The sequence below is a fragment of the Streptococcus sp. k-163 genome, assembly GCF_013277555.1.
GTDB lineage: Bacteria > Bacillota > Bacilli > Lactobacillales > Streptococcaceae > Streptococcus.
Genome location: NZ_VMND01000015.1, coordinates 60141 through 85915, shown reverse-complemented (window position 1 = coordinate 85915; position 25775 = coordinate 60141). Strand labels below are relative to the sequence as shown.

The window sequence follows — 25775 nt, the reverse complement described above, 5'->3', positions numbered from 1 at the left end:
TCTTATGAAACTAATCAAACCACTCTTAACTCTTTTGGCACTTGCCTTTGCCCTTATCTTTGTCACAGCTTGTAGCACAGGTGGAAATGCAGGTTCCTCATCTGGAAAAACGACTGCCAAGGCTCGCACTATCGATGACATCAAAAAAAGCGGTGAGCTACGAATCGCCGTATTTGGAGACAAAAAACCCTTTGGTTACGTTGACAATGATGGTTCTTACCAAGGTTACGATATTGAGCTTGGGAACCAACTGGCTCAAGACCTTGGTGTCAAGGTTAAATACGTTTCAGTCGATGCTGCTAACCGTGCTGAATACTTGATTTCAAACAAGGTAGATATTACTCTTGCCAACTTTACAGTGACTGATGAACGTAAGAAACAAGTTGATTTTGCCCTTCCATATATGAAAGTTTCTCTTGGTGTCGTATCACCTAAAACTGGTCTCATTACAGACATCAAACAATTGGAAGGTAAAACCTTGATTGTCACAAAAGGAACGACGGCTGAGACTTATTTTGAAAAGAATCATCCAGAAATCAAACTTCAAAAATACGACCAATACAGTGACTCTTACCAAGCTCTTCTTGACGGACGTGGAGATGCCTTCTCTACTGATAATACGGAAGTCCTAGCTTGGGCGCTTGAAAATAAAGGGTTTGAAGTAGGAATTACTTCCCTCGGTGACCCAGATACCATTGCAGCAGCAGTTCAAAAAGACAACCAAGAATTGCTAGACTTTATCAATAAAGATATTGAAAAATTAGGCAAAGAAAACTTCTTCCACAAGGCCTATGAAAAAGCACTTCACCCAACCTACGGTGACGCTGCTAAAGCAGATGATCTAGTTGTTGAAGGTGGAAAAGTCGACTAATACTCTTCGAAAATCTCTTCAAACCACGTCAGCTTTATCTACAACCTCAAAGCAGTGCTTTGAGCAATCTGTGGCTAGCTTCCTAGTTTGCTTTTTGATTTTCATTGAGTATAAGATCCAATAACATCACAAAAAGAAATCAGGTAATTCTAGTGACTACCTGATTTTCTATGTTTTAGGCATTTTGCCAATTTTCTTGGTCTTCTTTAAAGCGTTTAAGGAGACCTAATCCTTCTGGGGTGATATAGCCTTCTTCTTGGGCTAGATGAATAAGTTCACTGTAGTTAGAAAGCGTCACAAGTTTGACACCTGCATCTGAGAAGTTCTTATCTGCTTTTGGCAATTGGTAGCTGAAAATCGCTACAACTCCAAGCACATCTGCTCCTTCTCGCTTGGCTGCTGCCACTGCCTCAAGAACAGAACCACCTGTTGAAATCAAGTCTTCAACCACTACCATCTTTTGTCCTTGAGCCACACGGCCTTCAATTTGGTTACCAGCACCGTGGTCTTTTGGTTTGCTACGGATGTAGGCAAATGGCAAGTTCATCTTATCAGCAATAATAGCTCCGTGAGGAATCCCTGCCGTCGCAGTTCCTGCAATGACTTCTACCTCAGGAAAGGCTTCTTTGATAGCATCCACAAAACCATTTTCAATGAGAGTACGAGTTTCTGGATAGGCTAGTGTCACACGGTTATCTGTATAAATTGGTGACTTGATACCAGATGCCCAAGTGAAAGGCTCCTCTGGTTTGAGGTAAACGGCTTGAATTTTCAAGAGGTGGCTAGCGATATCTTTAGCAAGTGTCATGGTATTCTCCTTTTATTTTTCTAATCTAGTTCTTTAATTCCAGTCCTGTGTCCATTCATCTTTGATGGCATGATAAGCTGCAACAGGATCCTCAGCTTGGGTAATGGGACGTCCCACTACAATATAGTCACTGCCGATTTGATAGGCATCAGCAGGTGTCATAACGCGTTTTTGATCTCCAACCGCAGCACCTGCAGGACGAATGCCCGGTGTCAGACAGATAAAATCTGGATTGGTAGCCTGCTTGATGACTTGTACTTCCTGAGCCGAGCAAACGACACCATCCAAGCCAGCTTCAGCTGTCTTCTTAGCATAATGAATGACAGACTCCTGCAGGCTGGTTTGGATATTTTGAAAATCCTGCATCTGAGCTTCCGATGTTGAGGTCAGCTGAGTGACAGCGATCAATTTGGCTTGGTTTCCAAGGCCTTCACGCGCAGCCTTCATCATCTCTACCCCCCCAGCCGCATGAACATTGGTCATATCCACACCAAGCTGAGACAAGACCTTCATTGCTGACTTGACTGTATTGGGAATGTCATGAAGTTTGAGATCCAAAAAGACACTGTGACCCAGACCTTTCAAGTAAGATACAATCTCAGGACCCGCTGCATAATAGAGCTCCATCCCTACCTTTAGATAAAGGCTTTCTTCCTCTGGAAAAAGAGCTAAAAATTTCTTGACCGCCTCAAGGCTTGGAAAATCAAGAGCAATGACTGGACGATGTTCTCGCATAGGTTTCTCCTTTTACCTTTGCTAGTGAGAGAGTCTGGCCACAAGAAGCCACGAAAAAAGGAACCTGCCAACAGCAAGGTTCCACGAAAAATGGGTAGTCTCCACCCTTTCACCGTCTAACCTTAGCTGCCTCTCTGGACTGCTTTAAAGGTTTTCTATTATTCTATTATTTCTACTAGCACTTGTCAAGTAAAAACATGGCAACTAAAGAGCTATAGGAGAAAAGGTAAAGCTAGCGACGCGGTGAACGCTGGGGCGTTTGATTTCGATTGCTTTCTTCCTCCAGCTTTTTCTTCTCTTCTTCCAATTGATTCTGCTGTTCTTCCAGTCTTTTCTTCTCTTCCTCTTTCTGTTTCTTCTCAGCTTCTTCGGCCTCTTTTTTAGCTTTTTCCTCAGCCTCCATAATTAATTTATCCGCCACAGTGTAGCTGTAGATGCCAGCTTCCATGTCAATCACACTCGGTTCTGACAATTGAGGCTTAATCTTACTGTAGTAAGGCAGTTTCTTACTCATTTCAGAAAGGGGAACCAAGACTTCGTCCGAATCATTCATGGTCAATCGAATTAAATCGGAAGTCACCTTGCTTGGAGCTAATTCCACCTTTTGGATAGCATCCTTGAGTTCTGGACTAATTTGAGAAAGTTCTGAGACAAAAGTCTTGATTTGTTCACTATCATTAAAGAAAACAGATAAATAAGTTTCTGGTAGACTGACCAAGCTCACAGCACTGGTCTCAAGCTGACCACTGGAAAGAATAGGATAATGACTTTCTCCAGAAACATAGTAGGCTACAATATCATATTCCTTAACCTTGATAGTAAATTTAGTTGGAAATTGGTAGACAAGCTGAGCTGATTCAACCCAATAGTTAGACTTGATCTGCTTTTCATATTTTGCCTTATCTAGCAGAAGGTTAATCGTATAATCCGAATCCTGAATGCCTGAAGCCTGTCGAATATCATCAGCCGTAGTTTGCACTGTTCCCTCAACACGGATATCCTTCATGGTCGCATAAGGACTGAGTAAGTAAGCAGAGATAATCAATAAAAGCAGACTTGGAAATAAAATCGTTAGAGCTCGCAAGATATGGAGGCCAGAAATCTTTGCTTTGGCTGGTTTTTCCTTTGTAGCCTTTTTAGCAAGTTTTTTATCCTGTTCCTCCTTCTCTTTAGCCCCTGATTCTTCTATCTCTTCTTCCTCTTTGTCACCCTCTGGAGCTTCTACTTTTTCTTCAGACTCTTTCATGGCTGATTCTGAGTCTTCATGGTCTGCTTCACTCTCCTGGTCCTGCTTATCCTCTGATTTCTCAGATTCTGCTCCCATTCGAGCTTGTCTTTCCTTTTCCTTCTCCTCAGCTAGGGCTGCCTCTTCTTCAGCCTTCTTTTTTAGATATTCTTGGTTCCGTTTCTGCCATTCTGATAACTCTTTCAATTCTTCGAGGATTTCTTTGCCCTCATTTTTCTTATCTTTTGACATTTACTTTCCTTATGATAAATCGTTTTTCAATAGTTGATAAAAATCTGCTAGAGATTTCAATTCCTTAGAAGCCTTCATCTTAGCTTGGTAGTCTTCCTTGTGGCTTAGTAAGTGAGACAGCTTCTCTTCCAAACTATCCAAGGTCAAATCGCTTTCTTGAAGCTCTTCTGCATAGCCTTTCTTAACAAAGTAGGCTGCGTTTTCAATCTGGTCTCCACGACTAGCTTCACGACCAAGCGGCACAATAACATGTAATTTTGCCATGGCCAAGAGCTCAAAAATCGTATTGGCGCCACCTCTTGTCACAACAATATCAGCCAATTCCATCAAGGGTTGATAGAGATTGGTCACATAGTCAACACGAAAAAGATTTTGGCTCAACTCGTTCAGGATAGAATCTCCAGTTAGATTGATAATATTGTAGCGCTCTGTCAGTTCTTTCTTATGGTCTGTCACCAATTGGTTAAAGACACGAGCGCCTGCTGAACCACCGACAAACAATACAGTTGGCAATTGGGGATTAAAGTGGGTTTGAATATCCACCAATTCATCGGGTTCTGGATTTTTTTGATCTGAAACCTTGGTCACTGCTCCCACATGCTCAACCTTAGACAAACTTGAAGCTTGTTCAAAGGTTGAATACATCTTAGTCGCAAATTTATAGGCGATTTTATTGGCCAAGCCCATAGACAGGTCAGATTCGTGAATAAAGACAGGCACTCCTGACACACGCGCTGCGATAACAGGCGGCACAGAGACAAAACCTCCCTTTGAAAAAAGGGCCTGTGGACGAAGTCGCAACATGATAAAGAGAGATTGGACAATCCCCCAGCCAACTTTAAAGACGTCCATCATATTTTGCCAAGAGAAATAGCGACGCAATTTTCCAGTCGCAATGGAATGAAAGGTGACATCCAAACCTGACTTGAGGATTTCTTGGTGTTCAATACCACGCTTGTCCCCGATATAGTGGACTTCCCAGCCATCTTCGATAAACTTGGGCATTAACAAAAGATTGAGGGTCACGTGTCCAACCGTCCCCCCACCTGTAAAGACAATTTTTTTCATACTTATTCCTTTAACTCCGCTACTGTGTCGATAAAGAGGTCGCCACGTACTTCAAAGTTAGCATACATATCCCAGCTAGCATTGGCAGGACTGAGAAGGACTACATCTCCTTGAGTCGCAAGCTCGTAGGCCTTGCGGGTCGCATCTGCAATATCAGTCGCATTCACATAAGCTACACCAGCCTTATCCGCTGCCCGTTTGACACGTTCTGCAGACTGACCAAGGATGACCATCTTCTTGAGTCCAGTAATATCTGGAACCAATTCGTCAAACTCATTGCCACGATCCAAACCACCTGCAATCAAGACGACCTTGCTGTTGTCAAATCCTGACAAGGCTTTTTGAGTAGCCAAGATATTGGTTGATTTACTATCATTATAGAACTTAACACCTTTGATTTCATCCACAAATTGGAGACGGTGTTTGACACCACCAAAGGCTGAAAGAGTTTCCTTAATGGTTTGGTTATCCACACCACGAAGCTTGGCTACAGCAATCGTTGCAAGGGCATTTTCCACATTGTGGCTACCTGGAACTCCGATTTCGCTAGCTGCCATGACCACTTCTCCACGGAAGTAGAGCTGACCATCTTCTAGATAAGCTCCAGCAAGCTTTTCCTGTGTTGAAAATGGAACAACAGTAGCCTGTGTTTGGGTAGCCAATTCTTTTGCCAAGTCTTGGTTAAAGTTTAAGACAAGGAAATCAGCTGCTGTCATCTTGTTCTGGATATTCCACTTAGCTGCTACATATTCCTCAAAAGAACCGTGGTAGTCGATATGAGTTGGCATGAGATTGGTAATAACAGCAATCTCAGGATGGAATTCTTGCACACCCATGAGTTGGAAGGAAGAAAGTTCCATGACAAGCGTGTCCTTGTCTGTCGCAGTTTGAGCAACCTGACTGGCAGGATAGCCGATATTTCCTGATAAAAGACCATGTTGCCCAGCAGCAGTCAAAACTTCCCCAATCATAGTCGTTGTGGTTGTTTTTCCATTTGAACCTGTGATACCGATAATGGGCGCTTCTGAAATCAAGTAAGCCAATTCCACCTCAGTCAAGACTGGAATTCCCTTGGCCAAAGCCTTTTCAATCATAGGATTGCTGTAGGGAATGCCTGGATTTTTCACCATAAGGGCAAACTCTTCATCCAAAAGTTCCAAAGGATGGCCACCTGTGATAACCTTGATCCCTTCTTCCAGCAAACTTTGCGCAGCTGGATTGTCTTCGAAAGGCTTCCCATCATTTACCGTCACAATGGCACCTAGCTTATCCAACAAACGAGCTGCAGATTCACCAGACTTGGCCAAACCTAAAACAAGGACTTTCTTATTTCTAAATTGATCTATTACTTTCATGTCTCAAACTCCATTTCTACTCCTACTATTTTACCATTTTTATGGAAATAATTCTAAATGAAAATGCTCAGATTAGGCATTCTAACAAGCAAAAAGAGAGCCGAAACTCTCTTTTATCTTCTTTTACTTTTATGGACCGACATGAGGGTAATATCTCGCAAGCTAAAGTATGCTAGGAAGAGCATGGCGATTGCGATAAAGAATTCTGTCGGTAGCTGAAAGATTTGCAGGACAGACAGCATCAGCAAAATCAAAAGTGCTACGAAAGCAAAGACGACAAGGACGATATTGACTGTCCCTTTAATGCTTTGTGGTGTCGCAAATACATAGAGTAGTAATAAGAGGATTCCTATGATTAAATAAACCATCTTTATCTCTTTCTAGCTCTTATTCAGCTGATTTTTTCTTCTTATTAGCTTTCTCACGCTCTGCCTTGTTAAGGATTTGTTTACGCAAACGGATAGACTCAGGCGTTACTTCCATGTACTCATCGTCGTTCAAGAACTCAAGAGATTCTTCAAGTGTCAAGATACGAGGCGTCTTGATTACAGCTGTTTGGTCCTTAGTAGCTGAACGAACGTTGGTCATTTGTTTTGCCTTAGTGATGTTAACTGTCAAGTCATTTTCACGAGAGTTTTCACCGATGATCATTCCTTCGTAAACTTCAGTACCTGGGTTGACAAAGATTGTACCACGTTCTTCGATAGACATGATTGAGTAAGTTGTAGCCTTACCAGCATCGATAGAAACAAGGGCACCACGGTGACGACCACCAATTTCACCTGGAATCAATGGCAAGTATTGGTCGAAGGTATGGTTCATAATACCGTAACCACGAGTCATTGACAAGAACTCAGTTGAGTACCCAATCAAACCACGCGCTGGAACAAGAAAGACCAAACGAGTTTGACCATTACCAGTTGAAATCATATCCAACATTTCACCTTTACGTTCAGAAAGGCTTTGGATAACAGATCCTTGGTATTCTTCTGGAGTATCGATTTGAACACGTTCAAATGGTTCACATTTAACACCGTCGATTTCTTTTACGATAACTTCTGGACGAGATACTTGAAGTTCATATCCCTCACGACGCATTGTTTCGATAAGAATTGACAAGTGCAATTCTCCACGTCCTGAAACAGTCCATTTATCTGGTGAATCAGTTGGGTCAACACGAAGGGAAACGTCTGTTTGCAATTCTGCCTGCAAACGTTCTTCCACCTTACGAGAAGTCACCCATTTACCTTCTTTACCAGCAAATGGTGAGTTGTTAACCAAGAAAGTCATTTGAAGAGTTGGCTCATCGATGTGTAGGATTGGAAGAGCTTCAACTGCGTCTGTCGGAGTAATGGTCTCACCGACAAAGATGTCTTCCATACCTGAAACGGCAATCAAGTCACCTGCTTTTGCTTCTTGGATTTCACGACGTTCCAAACCAAAGAAACCGAAGAGTTTTGTAACACGGAAGTTTTTAGTTGTGCCGTCAAGTTTAGAAAGGGTAACTTGGTCCCCAACCTTAACAGTACCACGGAAGACACGACCGATACCGATACGTCCAACGAAGTCATTATAGTCCAAAAGTGACACTTGGAACTGTAAAGGCTCATCTGAGTTATCTACTGGAGCTGGAATATGGTCGATAATCGTGTCAAAGATTGGTGCCATAGTCGCTTCTTGGTCAGCTGGATCATCTGACAATGAAGAAGTTCCGTTGATCGCTGAAGCATACACCACTGGGAAATCAAGCTGGTCGTCATCTGCACCAAGCTCGATGAAAAGTTCCAAGACTTCGTCCACTACTTCTGCTGGACGAGCTGATGGTTTATCAATTTTGTTAACAACAACGATTGGGACAAGATCTTGTTCCAAGGCTTTTTTCAATACGAAACGAGTCTGTGGCATGGTTCCTTCGTAGGCATCTACGACCAAAACAACACCGTCAACCATTTTCATGATACGCTCAACTTCTCCACCGAAGTCCGCGTGTCCTGGTGTGTCCATGATGTTGATACGAGTTCCGTTGTAGGCAACGGCTGTATTTTTAGCAAGGATGGTAATTCCACGCTCTTTTTCGATATCGTTTGAGTCCATAGCACGCTCTGCCAATTCAGTACGTGCATCAAGCGTTTCTGATTGTTTCAATAATTCGTCAACGAGGGTTGTTTTACCGTGGTCAACGTGGGCGATAATCGCAATGTTACGGATATCTTCTCTTAATTTTGTCATGATTTCCTCTATAATATTCAAAATTTATTTTCTAACTGAACGATTATACCATAATTTCAGGTAAATAACATAACTCAAGCAAGTGTAAATGTTTTCACTCTGCTTTTCTTTTCACGTCAAGCCTTTTCAAAGTAAGATACTTATGATAAGATAGGCACAGTATGCGTTTAGATAATTTATTAGCCCAAGAAAAAATCAGCCGAAAGGCCATGAAGCAAGCACTCCTCAAAGGGAACATTCTCGTCGATGGTTGCCCAGCCCGCTCCCTAGCTCAGAATATCGATACAGGACTACAAGAACTCCTTTTTCAGGGCCGAATCATCCAAGGTTATGAGCACACCTACCTTATGCTTCATAAGCCTGCTGGTGTCGTTACAGCCAACAAAGACAGGGAACTTCCAACCGTCATGGACATCCTTCCGCCTGACATCCAGTCTGACAAGCTCTATGCCGTCGGCCGACTGGACCGAGATACGACGGGACTCCTCCTCTTGACCGACAACGGTCCCTTGGGCTTTCAGCTCCTTCATCCTCAGTATCATGTCGATAAGACTTATCGAGTTGAGGTTAATGGACTTCTGACACCTGACCATATTCAAGCCTTTCAAAAGGGAATTGTCTTTTTAGATGGTACTGTCTGTAAACCTGCAAGACTAAAGATTCTATCTGCAAATCCTTCCCTCAGTCAAGCCTCTATCACCATTTCAGAAGGAAAATTTCATCAAGTCAAGAAAATGTTCCTATCGGTTGGTGTTAAAGTGACCTCCCTAAAGCGCACCCATTTTGGACCTTGGAGTTTGGATGAGAATCTAAAAGAAGGGGACTATCGACCCCTAAACTCGGAAGAATTAGCAAGTATTCGTGAACTTCTCAGAAAAAGTGGTTAAAAAATGAGCTCGGAAATATCCAAGCTCGTTTTCTTATTTCTCGACTTTGACTTTACCTTTCCAAGAATCCAAACCATAAGAAAGGATATAAATCTCAAAAAAACCTTGTTTTTTCAAGTAAAGGGCTGCATTTGTCACACGTTGCGCACGTTGGTTTTCGTAGAGAAGGACAGGTTTATCCTTACGAAGGGCTGCAAGACTAGTCTTCAACTGGCTTGAAGGAATATTGCGGGCTCCAAGGATATGTTTTCTGTGGAATTCTGCTGGATCACGCAAATCAATCAATTGACCTGTACGAATCAAGGCTTCAAACTCCTCATTGTCTACGATTTTAGCCGCACGGCGAATACGAAGATAGTTAAAGCCCATCCACGCCAACATTGCTAGTATAAGTGCCCACAAAATCCAAGTAACCATTAGTTCTTTTCTCCATTTTTCTCAATATAATCCAATTCTAGCTTGTGCTCTCTACGAAGAACTGCTTCTGCCTCTAGATAGTCTAGTTTGTCCATCAACCCTGCATCGTAAATCCGTGAGAGTTCCAACTTCATCAGTTCAATATCATATAAGCGTTTTCCCATATAAACAATAATACCAAATCGTTTGAGGAATTGCTGCACATCATAGAATGTTTTCATAAGACTCATTCTAGCAAAATTTTGTGTTTTTTTCAAGAAGAGACTCACATACTCCTCCTGATTTTCCTATCTTCTTTGGCGATTCTGACACAAGTGTGGTACAATAAAAACATGAGAATTCAACAATTACACTATATTATCAAAATCGTCGAAACTGGCTCCATGAATGAGGCAGCCAAGCAACTCTTTATCACCCAGCCGAGTCTTTCCAACGCTGTGAGAGATTTGGAAAATGAAATGGGCATTGAAATCTTTATCCGCAATCCCAAGGGTATCACCTTGACCCGTGATGGGATGGAGTTTCTATCTTATGCCCGTCAGGTTGTCGAGCAAACTCAGCTTCTAGAGGAACGTTATAAAAATCCTGTCGCCCACCGCGAACTCTTTAGCGTTTCCTCCCAACACTATGCCTTTGTGGTCAATGCCTTCGTCTCTCTGCTCAAGAAAAGCGATATGGAAAAATACGAGCTTTTTCTTCGTGAAACTCGGACTTGGGAAATTATCGACGACGTCAAAAACTTCCGTAGTGAGGTCGGTGTCCTATTTTTGAACAGTTACAACCGTGATGTTTTAACCAAAATGCTGGATGACAACCACCTGCTGGCTCACCATCTCTTCACAGCACAACCGCATATCTTTGTCAGCAAGACTAATCCTCTGGCAAAGAAAGACAAGGTCAAACTGTCTGATTTGGAGAATTTCCCTTACCTCAGCTATGACCAAGGAACTCACAACTCCTTCTACTTTTCAGAAGAGATTCTTTCCCAAGAGCACCACAAGAAATCCATCGTAGTCAGTGACCGTGCCACTCTCTTTAATCTCTTGATTGGTTTGGATGGTTATACCATTGCAACAGGGATTTTGAACAGCAACCTCAACGGAGACAATATCGTTTCTATCCCACTTGATATTGATGACCCAATTGAGCTGGTCTATATCCAGCATGAGAAAACCAGCCTATCTAAGATGGGCGAACGCTTTATCGACTATTTACTAGAAGAAGTCCAGTTTGATAGTTGATACTCTTCGAAAATCAAATTCAAACCACGTCAGCGTCGCCTTACCGTACTCAAGTACAGCCTGCGGCTAGCTTCCTAGTTTGCTCTTTGATTTTCATTGAGTATGAGAATCACTCTAAATCGAATAACCTAAAAACCTCAAGAACCAGGAATAAAATCTAGTTCTTGAGGTTTTTTAGTTTTTACAATCCGTGTCTGTAATTAAATGCATGTGCTTCAATTTCTTCGATAGTATCTGGGAAACGTTGCACTAATCTAGCTTTTAATAATTTTTTCAAACTTGCTTGTGGTGTCAATTCTCCCACTTCTAAAGCATGTCTTATATACTCCCTAATTTTCCAGTATTGTTTAGCGTCTTCTATCAATAATCTTTGAAATTTTTTAGGTCGTGCAAATATCAACCTAACTACAAAAACAAATGCTGAAAATCCTAATACCGAACCAATATCTGATAAACCGATTGGAACACTTAATAACAAGACGATAAAAGCTATAAATAATGGATGTCTTTTAATAAAGTTCACTAATTTCTCACCATTAAATTCCTTTGTTAAATATTGAACATCCTTTTGTAATACGGAAATATTTATTCCACTAGCTTTCTCAGGGAAAGGGTAGTGTTTAGCTCTTAAATGACCATCGACTTCTAAATGACACAAATCTTCACGTACAATTGGGTCAAAAAATCTAGCTTGATAATTTTTAAACTTTGTAGCTGCTCTCTCCTCAGCTGCTGACAATGTTTTTTGGATACCTATTTTTGTTGCTGCATGTCCTAGTGTTAAACCAGAACTAACTTTTAGTGAGTCTGTAAATAATCCCATTTTTTCATTTTCCTTTTCTTTTTTCCTTATTTTACCCACTTACCTAAGCCATCTACTTGGTAGCCATCTGGGGTACGTTCGCTAACTGCCATCTTACCATTTGACTTGAGATAGTAGTCGCCTACCCATGTGTTACGAGCATAGCTGCCTTCTGATGTTAGGTAATAGTAAGATTGGTAGCTGCTATCATAGATCCACTCACTCTTAGCCATTTTACCATCTGATTTAAGGTAGTAACTTCCAGCCCAGGCATTACGTGCATAGCTACCCTCTGCTGTCAAGTAATAGTATGATTTATAGTTATTGTCATAAATCCACTCGCTCTTAGCCATGTAGCCACCTGATTTGAGGTAGTAATTGCCTGACCAAGCATTTTGAACAAAGTTCCCTGAAGCATTTAGGTAGAAGTATGAATTGTATTGAACATCAAAAATCCATTGATTGACTACTTTCACACCAGCTTTGTAGTAGGAAGAACCTGACCAGCCAGTTTGACCTGAGTTAGAGTTAGTGGTTTGTTTTTGAGTTCCAGTAGCTTTTGGTGTCTCTACCTTCTTAATAGGATAATATTCCTTATCTGATATTCTAAAAATTTCTGAACGTCCAAAATAACGTTTTCCAAAATCATCTACACTATATATATCTAAATAATAATTGCCATCCTCTACTAGAAGTAAATTAATACCCGACTGTAATCTATTCTTACCATCAAATTTACCAAAATAATGCGATTCAGTCAAAGTTCCAGTACTCTCATTAACTATATCAAAATAGAGAGAAGTGCTATCATTAACGTTGGAACTTCTTTGTAGGTCAACTAAAAGAGTAGCTGATGTAGAACCTCCCGCTGTCGGTATCAAGGTGATTTTCAAGGGATTTTGAGTATCCTTGACACTCATATCTGTTAAGGCATGAACTTCCATTGGTTTAGAAGCCATAAGACCCACTGATAACAACGAACCTGCTAATAAAGAACTAACTAATATTTTTTTATTTTTCATGATTTCAAATTCCTTTTCTCATCCTTATTCTACCCACTCACCGTTGGTATTGACTGTATAGCCATCTGGTGTAGTGGTGTTTACTGCTAAAGCTCCTGAACTATAGGCGTAGTACCATTTACCAGAAACTTTAAACCATCCTGTTGTCATAGCACCTGACTTGTCAAGATAGTACCATGAACCATTATCTTTTACCCATCCTGTAGCCATTGAGCCTGAGTTATTCAAGTAATACCATGTACCGTTATCTTTTATCCAACCTGTAGCTATTGAGCCTGACTTGTTCAAGTAATACCATGTACCGTTATCTTTTACCCATCCTGTAGCCATTAAACCTGACTTGTTAAGGTAATACCATGTACCATTATCTTTTACCCATCCTGTAGCCATTGAACCTGAGTTGTTCAAGTAATACCATGAGCTACTAGTTTTGACCCAGCCAGTTTTCATCCAACCTGCGTGATCAAAGTAGTACCATTTATCCTTGATTTGTTCCCAACCGTTGGTTGTATATGAACCATCAGCATGTTTGTACCACCAGCGACCAGCTGACTCAATCCAGTTACCAGCTTGAGAAGCTTTTGAGTCTTCTACTTTCTTGAGTTCTGTATCTGTTTTCTTATCCGCTTGTTTCCCTGCAAGATATTCCAGATACCAACCTGATAAATTGTAGTAGTCCTTTCTTTCAGCCTTAACCAACTTATCAAACTCTTCTTGGATTTCAACTAATTTAGCTTGTTCAGCTTTCAATTTGACTGTAACGGCGTCCAATTTGTCTTGTGCCAATTTTGCAGCAGATTTTGCTTGAGTCAATTTTGTTTCTAAATCAGCTACTTTTGCTTGCGCATCTGCAAGATTCTTATCTGCATTTAGATAAGCACTCAATTCAGTTGCAATTGCTTTCGCATCTGACACCAATTGGTCTTTTTCTTCATGTAGTTTCGCTTGTTCAGCTTGAAGTGCAGTCAACTTGTTTTCTTCTGCTTGCAATTTTGCTTGCGCAGTTGTAAGAGCAGTTTCAGCATCTTTTTTATCAGTTTTAGCTGTAGCTAGTTCAGCTTTAGCTGTTTCAAGAGCAGTTTCTTTTTCTGCTTGGCTTCTTGAGAAGTTTTCAACAGCTGTTTCAGCAGTTGCTTTACGTTCTTGTGCATTTTTCAAAGCAAGGTTTGCCAATTGCAAGTTCTTTTCAGCGACTTCTGTTTGAAGTGGACTAGCTGTTTTGCTTGCCAATTCTTTTTCAGCTTCTGTTTTAGCGTCAAGTGCAGAAGCATATTTGCGTGAAGCTTCTGCCAATTCTGCTTTAGCATTTGTAAGAGCAGTTTGAGCTTGACTGTTTTGTTTTTGTGCTTCAGCTAGTTTAGCTTCAAGTTGGGCAATGTTTTGGTTGAGGTTGATTGGTCGTTTTGTTTCAGTAGCAAAAGTGTTTACAAACCAATAATCACCGTTAATATTAGCAACTGTCATCGCAACGCTGTTTTTAGCATTTATATTATTAGTTAAGTGTCCCCACTTAGAACTTTTATCAAAGAATGAATACATTCTGAATGCTGTTATAATAGAGTGTTTCAAATCAAACATGTTGGTTGCATCTTTAGAACCAATTACTGGAGCCAAGTTTTCAGCATGTTCAAATAAGTCATTACGTTTTTCAATTGGTTTTTTAACACTGTAAGGTAAATGTCCGTCAGTAAGTGGGCTTGTACCACGCTTTTCATATTCTTTAGCAATTTGTTTACTGTAATCAATAGCATCTTGGTCAAGATGAGGATGATTCTCTTGCCCTACTAATTTTGCAAGTTCAGTTGTTAGATTAGCGTAAAAATTACTAATTTCAATAATTTGATCTTTTGTTAAATTATTAATATCAACTGTACGTTTAGAATCGCTCTCATCGATTTTAACATTAAACTTTTTAGTGACTTCGATAGCTAACTTTTGTAATAATTCACTAGCATCATCAGTCCAATTCTTTTTCCAGTATTCATAAGCGTCTTTAAAAGTCACTTGGTCTTTATTAAATCCGTATTTGACTTTTTCTTCAGCTGTCAAATTGTAAACAACATTACTTGTAGTAATTTTCTCTTTTGATAATTTAGCTTTTTCAATATGCAACGCAGTTTGAGCTTCTTTTTCTTTAGACGCTGTAGCATCCGCTTTTTCTTGGATAGATTCAACTTTGTTTTGGTCTGCGTCCATCATTTCTTTAGCTAGTTTCAAGGCGTCATTTTTGACATTCACATTGTTCTCAGCTTGTTTGATGGCGTCTGCGCGGTTGCTATCTGCTTTCTTAGCGGTTTTGACAGCTGTTGTTGCGCTTGAGATATTGGCATTGGCTTGTTCAATATCTTTTTCAGCTTGGGCAAGAGAGGCTTTAGCTTCACCAAGTCCTGAACCATTTAGCGCGTCTTCAGCTGATTTTACATTCGCTTCTTTAGCGGTTACTGTTTTATCAGCTTCAGCTTTCTTACTTGTTGCGCTTGCAACGTTAGCTGTTTCAGTTGCTACAGTTTCAGTTTGAGCTTTAATCGCTTCAGTAGATGCTTCAGTTGCTTTTTGATTGGCTTCTTGAGCTTTTACATTGGCGTCTTGTTTGGCTTTTGTAGCAGTGATATTTTCTTCTGTAGCATTTGCTTTAACAGCTTCCGCTGACTTCAAGTCCTCTTTAGCGCTTGTCAAAGCAGTTTCAGTAGTTGTAACAGCTTGGTTAGCAGAAGTAGCTTCAGCTTTTGCTGTTTCACTTTCAGCTTCAACTTGCTTAACAGTAGACGCTTGAGCATCAAGAGCAGGCTTGACATCAGAAGATTTCTTCATTTCTGGTTTTGCATCGGCTACAGGTTTAGAAACAAGAGCAGGTTCGTTTACAGCAGTTACAGCAGTTGTATCAACTGCTGTTGTAGTAGTTGCTTCCTGAGCAAATGCAGGCACACCAACAGACGCAAGCGCAATAGCTGTTGAAGTTGTGAGGGTTTTCAGTTTCTTCATCATTTTCTCCTTTGATGGCTGATAGAATAGGATTGAGTGGTAAGTCAATCCTTGTTATACTAGTATAACAAGCCGGCTTTGTTAGCTATTCTTTCCCTTATCATACCATAATAGATATTTAATTTTTTCGACATTTAAACTATAGTTTCAATATAATTTTTAAAATAAAAAATTAGCATAGAATTCTAATATTTTGTAACTATAGTTTACTTTTTCCAGTATTTTCTTTAAAATTTTGTATAATAGTTTTAGAAGGATTTTAAAGTAGTTGACTTATCTAAACTAGAATTGAAACAGGTAGTAGGTGCGTAAATCCTAGAAAAATGCTATAATTATTTTATGAAAGAGTTAAACTTTAATAAGGAGTTTAGCAGTACAAAAATTTGGTATCACGGAACAACATCTACTCAAGTTGCTTCTTTAAAAGATGGAATAGATGTCTATCATAGTAAACGTAACTGTGATTTTGGTATAGGATTTTATGTGACATCTAAGCCCAGCCAAGCAATTAAATGGGCTCAGCGGAAAACAAAAGATGAAATTCCTTTTAATCCGAATGTAAAATCGGTTGTTCTAAGTTATCAATTTCAAGAACTTGATAATTCTGAAACTAAAATTTTTGAAATTGACAAAGAATACTTTCAGTTTGTTTATAAAAATAGATTGGAATTAGATGCTAAGTCTGGAAATAATATTCATCATTTTTCAGCAGTATTTGGTCCAGTTCTTGATGGTCAAGTTACACGATTGAAAGAAACTTTAGATAATTATTTCCAAGGGTTTAATACCTTAGAACAAACCGCTGAAATTCTTTTGGGAAAATATCAGAATGATACGTAATTGTGTATATGTGATCAAAGAATTGCAGATAGACTAACCCTAGTTAAGGAGGAAACGATATGATTTTGTCAAGTAAAGAACAAACTCTCAGAGATGAAGTAGAACAGTTTTTAAGGAAGAATTATCATATTGCTCCTGATACTGTTTCTCCTGTTACAAATGTTGTATTGAAAAATTGGTTTGAAGAGCTAGATAATGGAGGTTCTCATTTAACCGCAGACCTTATAGCTGATAATATCGTAGATATTGCCCACCGTTACTCAGTGCATTAATAAGTAATTTGAGTTTGGTTCATCAAATCTTTTTCTCTATTCTCAAAAACTATTCATGACCACATTAGGAATAAATCTCTTATAGTAAGAGGTGTTAACTCTACTATAAGGAATTTATTCCTTTTTGTGTTTATACAGCTTATTAGACCCTACCTACCTATCTATTTTTTCGCAAACTAAACTATAGTTTCAATCTTGTTCACAAAAATAAAAAATAGCATAGAATTCTAATATTTTGTAACTATAGTTTTCTTTCTCCATTTTTTTCTCTAAATTTTTGTATAATAGTCTTAGAAGTATGTAAGGAGACTATTTATGGAAAACCTATATCCATTTGGAGCTACATTTAAGTACCTGCGCGAAGCACGAGGCCTCAGCCTAAAGGAAGCCGCCTCAGATATCGTATCACCACAGTTCCTAAGTCAATTTGAAAAAGGAGACAAAGGAATTTCACTTGAAAACTTTGCCAAACTGTTAATTGTTATCGGAGTTGAATGGAATGATTTTGTTCTCGCCTATGCAAATAAAGGTGGAGACTGCTTAGAATTACCAGCTATAGAATTTGGTAAGCATGTGGTCCATGAAGAAGATATCCTCACTTATATTGAAGAATACGAAAAATTATTTGATGTCTATCTAAAAGACAACCCACTTCAAGCAGAGATGATTTTCAAATCTATTAAATTAAGACATTATCCAACCATATCAAAAAGTCCTGAAACTGTTGCCAGAATTCAAAACATTATCAATCATTTAATGAAATCGGATGTCTTTAATAGTATCGAACTTGAAATTTATCGCGTCATTGTCAATCATTGTCCGATGGAACTTATTGATCATATGAGCAAACAATTACTACTTATGTACAAAGAAAGTGCCAATACTGACACCTACATCCGCATTTTAAATGCTCTCACTTTCTCCGCAAAATACTTCTCTGAACTGGGTTACTATCAAAAGGCTGACGATATTATTAAAAAAATTAAATCACTTCAGACCTTCGAACGAGGCTATCTAGCTATTCCCCTCATGTTTCTAGAAGTTGAACATGTTTACAATCAATTTAGATGGAATAAACCCGAGGCTATTCCCCTAGCCAAAAATCTATTTAATTATCTGCAAAGCGCAAAATTTATTGATCAGCAATACTACTCTAATTTTATCAACGCCTTCACTTATCATTGTCATGCATTAAATAAGACTGGAATTGATTTATTCTAATCATCAAAAAAGTTGCTCCATTTTCGGAACAACTTTTTTACTTATAATTAAAAGTTTCCCCTGCCAACTTATCAGCTAGCTTGGGAAATAGGGTATAAAACTTATGGGCTAGATTCAACAAAAACGGAAGATTGAGTTCTCGTTTGTTTTTTCCTATACAATTAACAATCTTTTTAGCTACTGCATCTGGTTCTAGCAGGAAGCGATCAACTGATTTAAGATAGGTACCATCTGGGTCAGCCTGGTCAAAAAATCCTGTACGGATTGGTCCTGGATTGACCGTCGTTACATAAACACCGTAGGACATGAGTTCGAGACGCAGAGCATTTGAAAACCCAATGGCCGCAAACTTGGTCGCTGAGTAAAGGCTGGACTTGCCAGTAGCGATCAAACCTGCCATGCTAACGATATTGATGATATGGCCCTTTCGTCTTTCCTTCATAGGAGCAGCAAGGCGACGAGACAGATTCATCAGGGCAAAGGTATTGACCTCAAACATCTGATGAATATCTTGGGCAGAAATCTGGTCAAATTCTTCAAAAATCCCGTAACCAGCGTTATTAATCAAGACATCAATCTTACCATAACGGAAATAGAGGTCAGTTACCAGAGTTTCTAGGGCTGAATCATCGGTAATATCGATTTCAATCAATTCTGCATGGGGATGATTTCCGTAGAGTTGAGCTAATTTTTCCTTATCTCGACCAAGCAAGATAAGCTGGTCTTCTGGTAAAAGTTTGACCATTTCTTGAGCTAGACCACCGCTAGCTCCGGTAATGAGAATCGTACGCATACTTATCCTTTCTCAATCTTTTAGATTTCCACTTCTTCCAAGTCTTTGACTACATGCACATTTTCAAAAATTGTAGCCGCATCTTTCTTGAGTTTGCTGATATCTTTTGAGAGGAAGCGAGCACTGATATGATTGAGCAGGAGGCGTTTAGCACCTGCTTCTACTGCGACCTCCGCCGCCTGCATATTGGTTGAGTGACCATGATTACGGGCAATTTTCTCATCGCCTTTGCCATAAGTTGATTCATGGACCAAGACATCAGCATTGACAGCCAGACGTACGCTGGCATTGGTTTTTCGGGTGTCACCTAGAATAGTGATAATCTTACCTGGACGGGGAGCTGAGATATAGTCTGCTGCTTTGACTTCAGTACCGTCTTCGAGAACAACGTCCTGACCGTTTTTGATTTTCCCAAAAAGTGGGCCAAATGGGACTCCAGCTGCCTTGAGCTTTTCAGCATCCAGCGTTCCTTCCAAGTCCTTTTGCATGACACGATAGCCAACGCAGAAAATAGTGTGGTCCAACTCTTCCGCATACACCGTGAATTTATCTGTTTCAAGAATTTTCCCTAGAGAATCTTGGTCAAATTCATGGAAATGAATCTTATAGGGCAGGCGTGAACCTGACACTCGTAGACTGGTCAATACAAAAGATTTGATGCCTTGAGGTCCATAGATTTCCAAATCTGTCTGCTCTTCATTGGCCTGAAAGGCACGACTAGAAAGGAAACCTGGCAAGCCAAAAATGTGGTCTCCATGCAGGTGGGTGATAAAGATTTTGCTGATCTTACGTGGTCGAATCGTGGTTTCCAAAATGCGATTTTGCGTACCTTCTCCACAGTCAAAGAGCCAGACTTCGTTAATCTCGTCCAAGAGTTTCAGGGCGAGACTGGAGACATTGCGGGCTTTAGAGGGCTGACCAGCCCCCGTTCCTAAAAATTGAATATCCATTTGATACTTTCTAATTAATCAATATATAACATGGCTGTGCGGTTTTCCGATCGAAAATAGCGCTTGCCAGAAAAAGCTGTGGCTTCTTGTAATAACTCCTCTTGGCTGTAACCTTTAAGACGCTTGCGACCATCAGCCAAGCTTTCCAAATCCGTCAAAGCTGTAAGATTTTCCACGTTCACAACTTCCTCGTCCTCGACAGCCTTCATGTAAATCTTTCCAGACTTCTCAAAGACCAGTTGATGGGGGAAAATTTGCGCAACCTCAAAGAGCAAGTCATCCGAGATTACCTCTTTATTTTCAGAAAAAATTCGACCAAGACCCTCACTCTCATAGCAGAAACCAAAGGATTTGCCAGATAGGTTCAGACGGATAAAAGGCTTATTTTCTATGGTAAAACTTGGCTCAGTATTGTAAAGATTCAGTTCCTGACTGACTTCCGCAAAATAATCCGTCGCAGCCTCAGGACTTTTTTTCTGGTAGAGTTCTGCAAAGTAGGCATTGACCACACTTGGCGGAGGGGTAATGAGGGCTAGTTGCTCCTGCTCTGTTTTACCAGCTAGGAGCTGATCCAGATAGACCTTATCCAGACTTGTATAACCTCCATACTTCAGAGCCAAAGTTTTGATATCAGTCATAAAATTCTTCTAACCTCCATTTATTTTTCTCAGAAATGTAGCCTGTAACAACTTCACCGTCATCCTGATAATCGCGTTCTTCAAGAATCGCTACACTTTCCAAAACATGAATCTTGTAGGACTTAGAAAAAGGCACGCGCAGGGTAAAAGATTCAAAAATATCCTTGATTTTCTCTAAAAATAGTGCCTGCAAATTCTCACGACTATCCTCAGACTTGGCAGAAATGAGGGCATAAGGTGTTTGGGTCGGCGTAAAATCCTCCACCAAATCCGCTTTATTATAAAGTGTTAGGCGAGGAATATCCTCCATGTCCAAGTCTTTCATGATGGAAAGGACCGTTTTTTCATGCTCCTCGTGGTAAGGATTGCTGGCATCGATAACATGAACCAGAAGGTCTACATGCTTGCTTTCTTCCAAGGTTGACTTAAAACTGGACACCAACTCTGTCGGCAAATCTTGGATAAAGCCAACGGTATCAGTTAAAGTCACCTGTAGATTGCCCCCCAGATGGATACTCTTAGTCGTCGCATCCAGAGTCGCAAAGAGCTCGTCTGCCTCGTACTGAGTCTTACTGGTCAAGGTGTTCATGATAGTTGATTTCCCAGCATTGGTATAACCAATCAAACCAATCTTAAAGGTGCTAGACTCCAGACGTTTTTCTCTGACAGTCGCCCGATTCTTCTCAACCACCTTGAGCTGACGCTCTATATCTGTGATTTGATTGCGAACACTACGACGGTTCAGCTCCAGCTGGCTTTCACCAGGTCCCCGAGAACCAATTCCCCCTGCCTGACGGCTGAGCATAATCCCCTGACCAACCAAGCGAGGCAAGAGATATTTGAGCTGGGCTAGGTGGACTTGGAGCTTCCCTTCATGGCTTCGAGCCCGCATGGCAAAGATATCCAAAATCAACTGCATACGGTCAATGACCTTGACACCGAGAACTTCTTCTAGATTGACATTTTGCCGTGGAGTCAAACGGTTGTTGACAATGACAGTGGTAATTTCTTCTGCATCCACCATAAGCGCAATCTCTTCCAACTTACCAGAGCCGACAAAGGTCTTGGAGTCATACTTTTCACGTTTTTGCCTGTAGCTATCTACAACGACTGCCCCAGCTGTCTTGGCTAGACTGGCCAATTCTTCCATAGAGAGGTCAAAATTGTCCATGCCCTGCAATTCCACACCGATGAGCAGGACTCGTTCCTCTTTTTTCTCCGTATCAATCATCTAAAAACTCCTCTATCTGGCTTAAAATGCAGTCTTGGACACCAGACTCTCCAATCTGATAAACGGTGATCTGCATGCGATTACGGAACCAAGTTAGCTGACGCTTGGCAAAACGACGGGTAGCCTGTTTGAGATTCTCACTAGCTTCCTCCAAGGTCTGCTCTCCACGGAAATACGGAAAAAGTTCCTTATAGCCAATTCCTTTAGCAGCCTGCACATCAGGGTAATGGGCAAAGAGCCACTTGGCCTCATCCAAAAGCCCAGCCTCAAACATCAAGTCCACTCGATGATTGATTCGTTCATATAATTGACTGCGTTCATCATCCAAGCAGATAATCAATGGTTCATACAAGGTCTCTTGATTTTCCAAATTCTGACCAAAATGGGCAATTTCCAAGGCACGCATCGCACGACGACGATTAAACTGGGGAATTTCAAGGCCAGCTTGCTCCACAAGATGAGCTAATTCCTCATCTGTATAAGGCTCTAAACTAGCCCGATAAGCTAAAATCTCCTCATGAGGAGTCTCTCCACCCAGATGATATCCTTCAAGTAAGCTCTGGATATAAAGCCCAGTCCCACCAGCAATAATAGCTAGCTTGCCACGACTGTAAATATCCTCAATAGCCATCTTAGCTTCTGAAACAAAATCAAAAGCCGAGTAAGACTCGGTTACCTCTCTAACATCGATTAAATGATGGGGAACAGCTGCCTGCTCCTCTGAGCTAGCCTTAGCCGTCCCAATATCTAGACCTCGGTAAACCTGCTGACTATCGCCGCTCACAACTTCCCCACCAAAGCGCTTGGCCACTTCAATGGCAAGGGCTGTTTTTCCAACGGCAGTCGGTCCAACAATCACAATTATTTTTGTTTTCATCTTTTTTCCTTGAAAAATTCCCATTTTTTCGTTACTATTATTATAACACAAAAAGGTCAGTCAGAAAAATGTGACCTCTTGAAGGGGCTGGCTGATTAAGAAGATAAAGGAGGAAGACTCATGGCTAAAGGATTCGCTAAAGGTCTTGTAACAGGTGTCGCAGGAACTGTCGCTGCACTTGCAGGTGCAGTATACGCATTTAAAAAGAAAGTAATCGAACCAGAAGAGCAAAAAGTAGCTTTCATCGAAGAAAACCGTAAAAAAGCAGCTCGTCGCCGCGTATCACGTTAAGAAACAAAAGAAGTTGGGATTCATTGTCTCAACTTCTTTTTTCTATTCTTTTAAATAGCTAGATCAAACTTCAACTGTGGCTTGACAGGGTCATAATCCACCAACTCAAAATCTTCTGCTTTGATATCAAAGAAATTGGTCTTATCTGGCACATTCAAGACCAAACGTGGTTGGCAGTTTGAAGGCTCACGACGAAGCAATTCCTGAGCTTGTTCAAATTGATTGTCATAGATATGGAGGTTGTTGATGAAGTAGAAGAACTTCCCAACCTTCCAGCCAAAATGCTTGGCAATCATCATTTGAAGAGCTACGTACTGCATAGCGTTGATGTGGTGTGCTACCAGCATATCATTAGAACGCTGGGTCAAGGTCGCATCCAGATAGATTTCCCCATCTACACGGCGGACATCAAACATGGTCTGAAAGGCGCATGGGAGGAGGCCGTCCGTCTCATCAAAAGCTTGGTAATCCCAGAGCGAAATGATATTGCGACGGTTCCAAGGGTTGGCTTCCAACTGTTTGAGAAGCTTATTGATGATATCGTGTTTCTTAACAACAGCCCCATAGCGCTCCCCAATGGTTCCTGTATCCCCCACTTCCCAGTCATTCCAATAGTGAACATTGTACTTGTCATTGAGAACTTCTAGGCTATTAGACTGGTCTTGGTAAATCCAGAGCACTTCCTTGATGGCGGATTTGATGGCAATGGGACGCAAGGTCGTGATGGGGAATTCCCCTTTGGCCAAGTCATACTCGGCAAAAGCACCCGTTACATACTTAGAGTTAGCAACAGTTCCATCCTTGTACTTGGGACGTGCCTGTTCAGAAAAGACACCGTCTTTGAGGATTCGTTCAATATTCTCTTTAAAAATTGTATCTGCTTTTGTCATTTGCTCTCACCTCATTTATTGTCCTAACTAGTATAGCATAAAAAAAGAAAGGAGGAAAATCACTCGCTTCTGGAAAGCAATTTTCTCCTTTTTTATTTTATTGCAATACAAGTGATGCTGCTCCAATCACTCCAGCGTCATTTCCTAGAGTTGCAAGAGCTAGCTTAGTTGTTGTGCGAACTTGTGGGAAGGTATTTTCATCATAAACCTTTTGAACACCTTGTAGAAGGAATTCTCCTGCAGCCGATACACCACCACCGATAACGATTGTTGATGGATTAAGGATTGAACCGATGTTGGCACATGCAATACCCAAGTAACGTGAGAAATTACGGTAGACGATCAAGGCAAGGTCGTCTCCTTCTTTTGCCAAGTCAAAGACAGTTTTAGCTGTTACTTCTTCACCGTCGTCGATCAAACGTTTCAATTCTGCATCGCCTTCGTATTCATCTGCGTAACGACGAGTCAAGTTGACAATACCTGTTGCTGAAGCCACTGTCTCAAGACAGCCTTTTTTCCCACAAGTACATGCGATTGGTTGGTCAAAGTCCACAGTGATATGGCCAAGTTCACCAGCAGCACCGGCAACACCGTGAAGCAATTTTCCTTCTGCGACGATACCGCCACCAACACCTGTGCCGAGTGTCATAAAGACAACATCTGGTTGGTTATCACCAGCACCCATCCAACGTTCACCAAGAGCAGCTACGTTGGCATCATTATCGATAAAAAATGGAATACCCACGGCTTTTTCAATCTTTTCTTTGATTGGTTGAAGGGTTTTCCAGTTGAGGTTGTAGGCACCGATAACAGTCCCTTTTTCACGGTCAACCACACCTGGTGATCCCATCCCAATACCTTGGAAGTCCGCTGCTGCCAATCCAAGCAAGTCCAAACGATGTTGAATAGACTCAATCATATCATCTACGATATGACTTCCCTCATCCAAAATGTTGGTCTTGATAGACCATTTTTCTTGGATTTCTCCTGCTGTTGTCAAGATTGCAAATTTGATAGAAGTTCCACCAAGGTCAATCCCAATAATCTTTTGACTCATCATATTCTCCTTTTTCATTATGAATTAATTGAAAATGCTTACAGTTATAGTATAACAAAATTCACTCATTTATGCAAAGGTTTGCATTAACTTTCTAGATTTTATCCTGACTTATGGTTTCCAGAGGCCTGAAGCATCTACGTAGTAGCGGCCTCCATCAACTCGCTCATTTTTAGCCATTTTGCCATCTGATTTCAAATAGTAATTTCCTTGCCATGCATTACGAGCGTATGAACCATCTGATTTCAAGTAATACCAGGCTTGGTAAGAAGAGTCATAAACCCACTCACCTTGTGCCATTTTACCATTTGATTTAAGGTAGTAAGCTCCTTGCCATGCATTCTTTGCATAAGAACCATCTGATTTCAAATAATACCAAGCTTGATAAGAAGAGTCATAAATCCATTCGCTCTGTGCCATTTTACCATCAGCTTTCAGGTAATAGCTTCCCTGCCATGCATTTTTCACTGGATTGCCATTTCCATCAAAGTAATACCAAGCACCATCCTGCTTAACCCAGCCACTTGTTGTTGCTGAGCTTGTATTGTTTTGAGCCGCAGTTGATTGTTTTGCTTTGAAAGCACCCTTAGGAGCATTCTTCAATTCGCAAGCCACACCATCATGATCGCGATCTAACTTGGCAGAATATCCCGGTTCTCCCTCGTGAATATCCGAGTATCCATTTGCCCAAGCTTCCTTACAGCTAGAAAAATGAATGTTTTCTTCTGCTAACACAGGCTGTGAAAACAAGGCTAAAACTGGCAAGGTAGCCAGACTCATTTTTAAAAATAGACGTTTGTTCATTTCTTTCTCCTATAATT

The 25775-nt window shown here is 40.7% G+C and carries 25 protein-coding genes and 3 pseudogenes; 7 read left to right on the top strand and 21 right to left on the bottom strand.

Annotation, left to right across the window (positions count from 1 at the left end):
* The first annotated feature begins 4 nt into the window (after positions 1 to 4).
* Entirely contained in the window at positions 5 to 871 is an 867-nt protein-coding gene (locus tag HT731_RS06425; RefSeq protein WP_173278186.1) for a cysteine ABC transporter substrate-binding protein, read from the top strand.
* Positions 872 to 1046: 175 nt separating this feature from the next.
* On the opposite strand, the gene pyrE is transcribed toward HT731_RS06425, so the two are convergent.
* From pyrE to typA, 7 genes are all read right to left on the bottom strand, one after another.
* On the bottom strand, positions 1047 to 1679 hold the full coding sequence (gene pyrE / locus HT731_RS06420; protein ID WP_173278184.1) for an orotate phosphoribosyltransferase: 633 nt from the start codon (positions 1677 to 1679) through the stop codon (positions 1047 to 1049).
* 33 nt (positions 1680 to 1712) lie between these two features.
* Positions 1713 to 2414, bottom strand: coding sequence for an orotidine-5'-phosphate decarboxylase (pyrF, locus tag HT731_RS06415; RefSeq protein ID WP_173278182.1), 702 nt, complete (start codon positions 2412 to 2414; stop codon positions 1713 to 1715).
* A 232-nt stretch (positions 2415 to 2646) separates the two neighbouring features.
* Complete coding sequence (locus HT731_RS06410; protein ID WP_173278180.1) at positions 2647 to 3891, bottom strand: cell division protein FtsQ/DivIB; 1245 nt, start codon at positions 3889 to 3891, stop codon at positions 2647 to 2649.
* 9 nt (positions 3892 to 3900) lie between these two features.
* Positions 3901 to 4959, bottom strand: a complete 1059-nt coding sequence (locus tag HT731_RS06405) for a UDP-N-acetylglucosamine--N-acetylmuramyl-(pentapeptide) pyrophosphoryl-undecaprenol N-acetylglucosamine transferase (RefSeq protein ID WP_173278178.1) — start codon at positions 4957 to 4959, stop codon at positions 3901 to 3903.
* Positions 4960 to 4961: 2 nt separating this feature from the next.
* Positions 4962 to 6314, bottom strand: coding sequence for a UDP-N-acetylmuramoyl-L-alanine--D-glutamate ligase (murD, locus tag HT731_RS06400; RefSeq protein WP_173278176.1), 1353 nt, complete (start codon positions 6312 to 6314; stop codon positions 4962 to 4964).
* Positions 6315 to 6427: 113 nt separating this feature from the next.
* On the bottom strand, positions 6428 to 6682 hold the full coding sequence (locus tag HT731_RS06395; RefSeq protein ID WP_061759174.1) for a DUF3165 family protein: 255 nt from the start codon (positions 6680 to 6682) through the stop codon (positions 6428 to 6430).
* 19 nt (positions 6683 to 6701) lie between these two features.
* Positions 6702 to 8543, bottom strand: coding sequence for a translational GTPase TypA (typA, locus tag HT731_RS06390; RefSeq protein ID WP_000164111.1), 1842 nt, complete (start codon positions 8541 to 8543; stop codon positions 6702 to 6704).
* A gap of 161 nt (positions 8544 to 8704) precedes the next feature.
* Here typA and HT731_RS06385 point away from each other — a divergent pair, with 161 nt between their 5' ends.
* Complete coding sequence (locus HT731_RS06385) at positions 8705 to 9430, top strand: pseudouridine synthase (RefSeq protein WP_173278175.1); 726 nt, start codon at positions 8705 to 8707, stop codon at positions 9428 to 9430.
* Positions 9431 to 9463: 33 nt separating this feature from the next.
* Here the strand turns inward: HT731_RS06385 and HT731_RS06380 are convergent, their stop codons facing one another.
* Complete coding sequence (locus tag HT731_RS06380; protein ID WP_101781327.1) at positions 9464 to 9847, bottom strand: rhodanese-like domain-containing protein; 384 nt, start codon at positions 9845 to 9847, stop codon at positions 9464 to 9466.
* Positions 9847 to 10116: a YqgQ family protein gene (locus HT731_RS06375; RefSeq protein ID WP_171039330.1), complete on the bottom strand. Its 270-nt coding sequence runs from the start codon at positions 10114 to 10116 to the stop codon at positions 9847 to 9849. The genes HT731_RS06380 and HT731_RS06375 overlap by 1 nt, the downstream gene beginning before the upstream one ends.
* A 63-nt stretch (positions 10117 to 10179) precedes the next feature.
* On the opposite strand from HT731_RS06375, the gene HT731_RS06370 reads away from it, so the two are divergent.
* Positions 10180 to 11088, top strand: a complete 909-nt coding sequence (locus tag HT731_RS06370; protein ID WP_001222592.1) for a LysR family transcriptional regulator — start codon at positions 10180 to 10182, stop codon at positions 11086 to 11088.
* A gap of 181 nt (positions 11089 to 11269) precedes the next feature.
* Here HT731_RS06370 and HT731_RS06365 read toward each other — a convergent pair whose 3' ends face one another.
* The 4 genes and pseudogenes from HT731_RS06365 to HT731_RS09410 form a co-directional block, all read right to left on the bottom strand.
* The gene (locus tag HT731_RS06365; protein WP_173278173.1) at positions 11270 to 11911 is read right to left on the bottom strand and encodes a hypothetical protein; all 642 of its coding nucleotides are present in this window, start codon (positions 11909 to 11911) and stop codon (positions 11270 to 11272) included.
* Positions 11912 to 11937: 26 nt separating this feature from the next.
* Complete coding sequence (locus HT731_RS06360; RefSeq protein WP_173278171.1) at positions 11938 to 12912, bottom strand: choline-binding protein C; 975 nt, start codon at positions 12910 to 12912, stop codon at positions 11938 to 11940.
* 24 nt (positions 12913 to 12936) lie between these two features.
* Positions 12937 to 13473 (bottom strand): annotated as a pseudogene (locus tag HT731_RS09415) (hypothetical protein); the annotation flags it as partial.
* 519 nt (positions 13474 to 13992) lie between these two features.
* Positions 13993 to 15108, bottom strand: a pseudogene (locus HT731_RS09410) (SEC10/PgrA surface exclusion domain-containing protein); the annotation flags it as partial.
* Between the two features lie 1125 nt (positions 15109 to 16233).
* Between HT731_RS09410 and HT731_RS06350 the strand changes: the two are divergent.
* The 3 genes from HT731_RS06350 to HT731_RS06340 all read left to right on the top strand — a co-directional run bounded on the left by HT731_RS06350 (position 16234) and on the right by HT731_RS06340 (position 18227).
* Positions 16234 to 16734, top strand: coding sequence for a DUF3990 domain-containing protein (locus tag HT731_RS06350; RefSeq protein WP_173278169.1), 501 nt, complete (start codon positions 16234 to 16236; stop codon positions 16732 to 16734).
* A 59-nt stretch (positions 16735 to 16793) separates the two neighbouring features.
* Entirely contained in the window at positions 16794 to 17006 is a 213-nt protein-coding gene (locus HT731_RS06345; protein ID WP_125421744.1) for a hypothetical protein, read from the top strand.
* Between the two features lie 315 nt (positions 17007 to 17321).
* Entirely contained in the window at positions 17322 to 18227 is a 906-nt protein-coding gene (locus HT731_RS06340) for a helix-turn-helix transcriptional regulator (RefSeq protein ID WP_173278167.1), read from the top strand.
* Between the two features lie 37 nt (positions 18228 to 18264).
* Here the strand turns inward: HT731_RS06340 and HT731_RS06335 are convergent, their stop codons facing one another.
* From HT731_RS06335 to miaA, 5 genes are read right to left on the bottom strand one after another with little or no spacing between them, the layout of a single operon-like run.
* Positions 18265 to 19020, bottom strand: coding sequence for an SDR family oxidoreductase (locus HT731_RS06335; protein WP_173278165.1), 756 nt, complete (start codon positions 19018 to 19020; stop codon positions 18265 to 18267).
* Positions 19021 to 19040: 20 nt separating this feature from the next.
* Entirely contained in the window at positions 19041 to 19970 is a 930-nt protein-coding gene (gene rnz, locus HT731_RS06330) for a ribonuclease Z (RefSeq protein WP_173278164.1), read from the bottom strand.
* Between the two features lie 14 nt (positions 19971 to 19984).
* Positions 19985 to 20608 carry a cystathionine beta-lyase gene (locus tag HT731_RS06325; RefSeq protein WP_173278162.1) on the bottom strand — a complete coding sequence of 208 codons (624 nt, stop codon included), beginning with the start codon at positions 20606 to 20608 and terminating at the stop codon, positions 19985 to 19987.
* Positions 20601 to 21839 (bottom strand): GTPase HflX, encoded by a 1239-nt coding sequence (hflX, locus tag HT731_RS06320; protein ID WP_173278160.1) that lies wholly within the window; start codon positions 21837 to 21839, stop codon positions 20601 to 20603. The genes HT731_RS06325 and hflX overlap by 8 nt, the downstream gene beginning before the upstream one ends.
* Positions 21832 to 22716, bottom strand: a complete 885-nt coding sequence (gene miaA, locus HT731_RS06315; protein ID WP_173278158.1) for a tRNA (adenosine(37)-N6)-dimethylallyltransferase MiaA — start codon at positions 22714 to 22716, stop codon at positions 21832 to 21834. The genes hflX and miaA overlap by 8 nt, the downstream gene beginning before the upstream one ends.
* Before the next feature lie 120 nt (positions 22717 to 22836).
* On the opposite strand from miaA, the gene HT731_RS06310 reads away from it, so the two are divergent.
* Positions 22837 to 23007 carry a DUF3042 family protein gene (locus tag HT731_RS06310; RefSeq protein ID WP_049512474.1) on the top strand — a complete coding sequence of 57 codons (171 nt, stop codon included), beginning with the start codon at positions 22837 to 22839 and terminating at the stop codon, positions 23005 to 23007.
* Between the two features lie 50 nt (positions 23008 to 23057).
* Here HT731_RS06310 and HT731_RS06305 read toward each other — a convergent pair whose 3' ends face one another.
* The 3 genes and pseudogenes from HT731_RS06305 to HT731_RS06295 form a co-directional block, all read right to left on the bottom strand.
* On the bottom strand, positions 23058 to 23897 hold the full coding sequence (locus tag HT731_RS06305; RefSeq protein WP_173278156.1) for a thymidylate synthase: 840 nt from the start codon (positions 23895 to 23897) through the stop codon (positions 23058 to 23060).
* Positions 23898 to 23994: 97 nt separating this feature from the next.
* Positions 23995 to 24954, bottom strand: a complete 960-nt coding sequence (locus HT731_RS06300; RefSeq protein ID WP_000078559.1) for an ROK family glucokinase — start codon at positions 24952 to 24954, stop codon at positions 23995 to 23997.
* A gap of 117 nt (positions 24955 to 25071) precedes the next feature.
* Positions 25072 to 25758: pseudogene (locus HT731_RS06295) on the bottom strand (N-acetylmuramoyl-L-alanine amidase family protein); the annotation flags it as partial.
* Between the last annotated feature and the right edge of the window lie 17 nt (positions 25759 to 25775).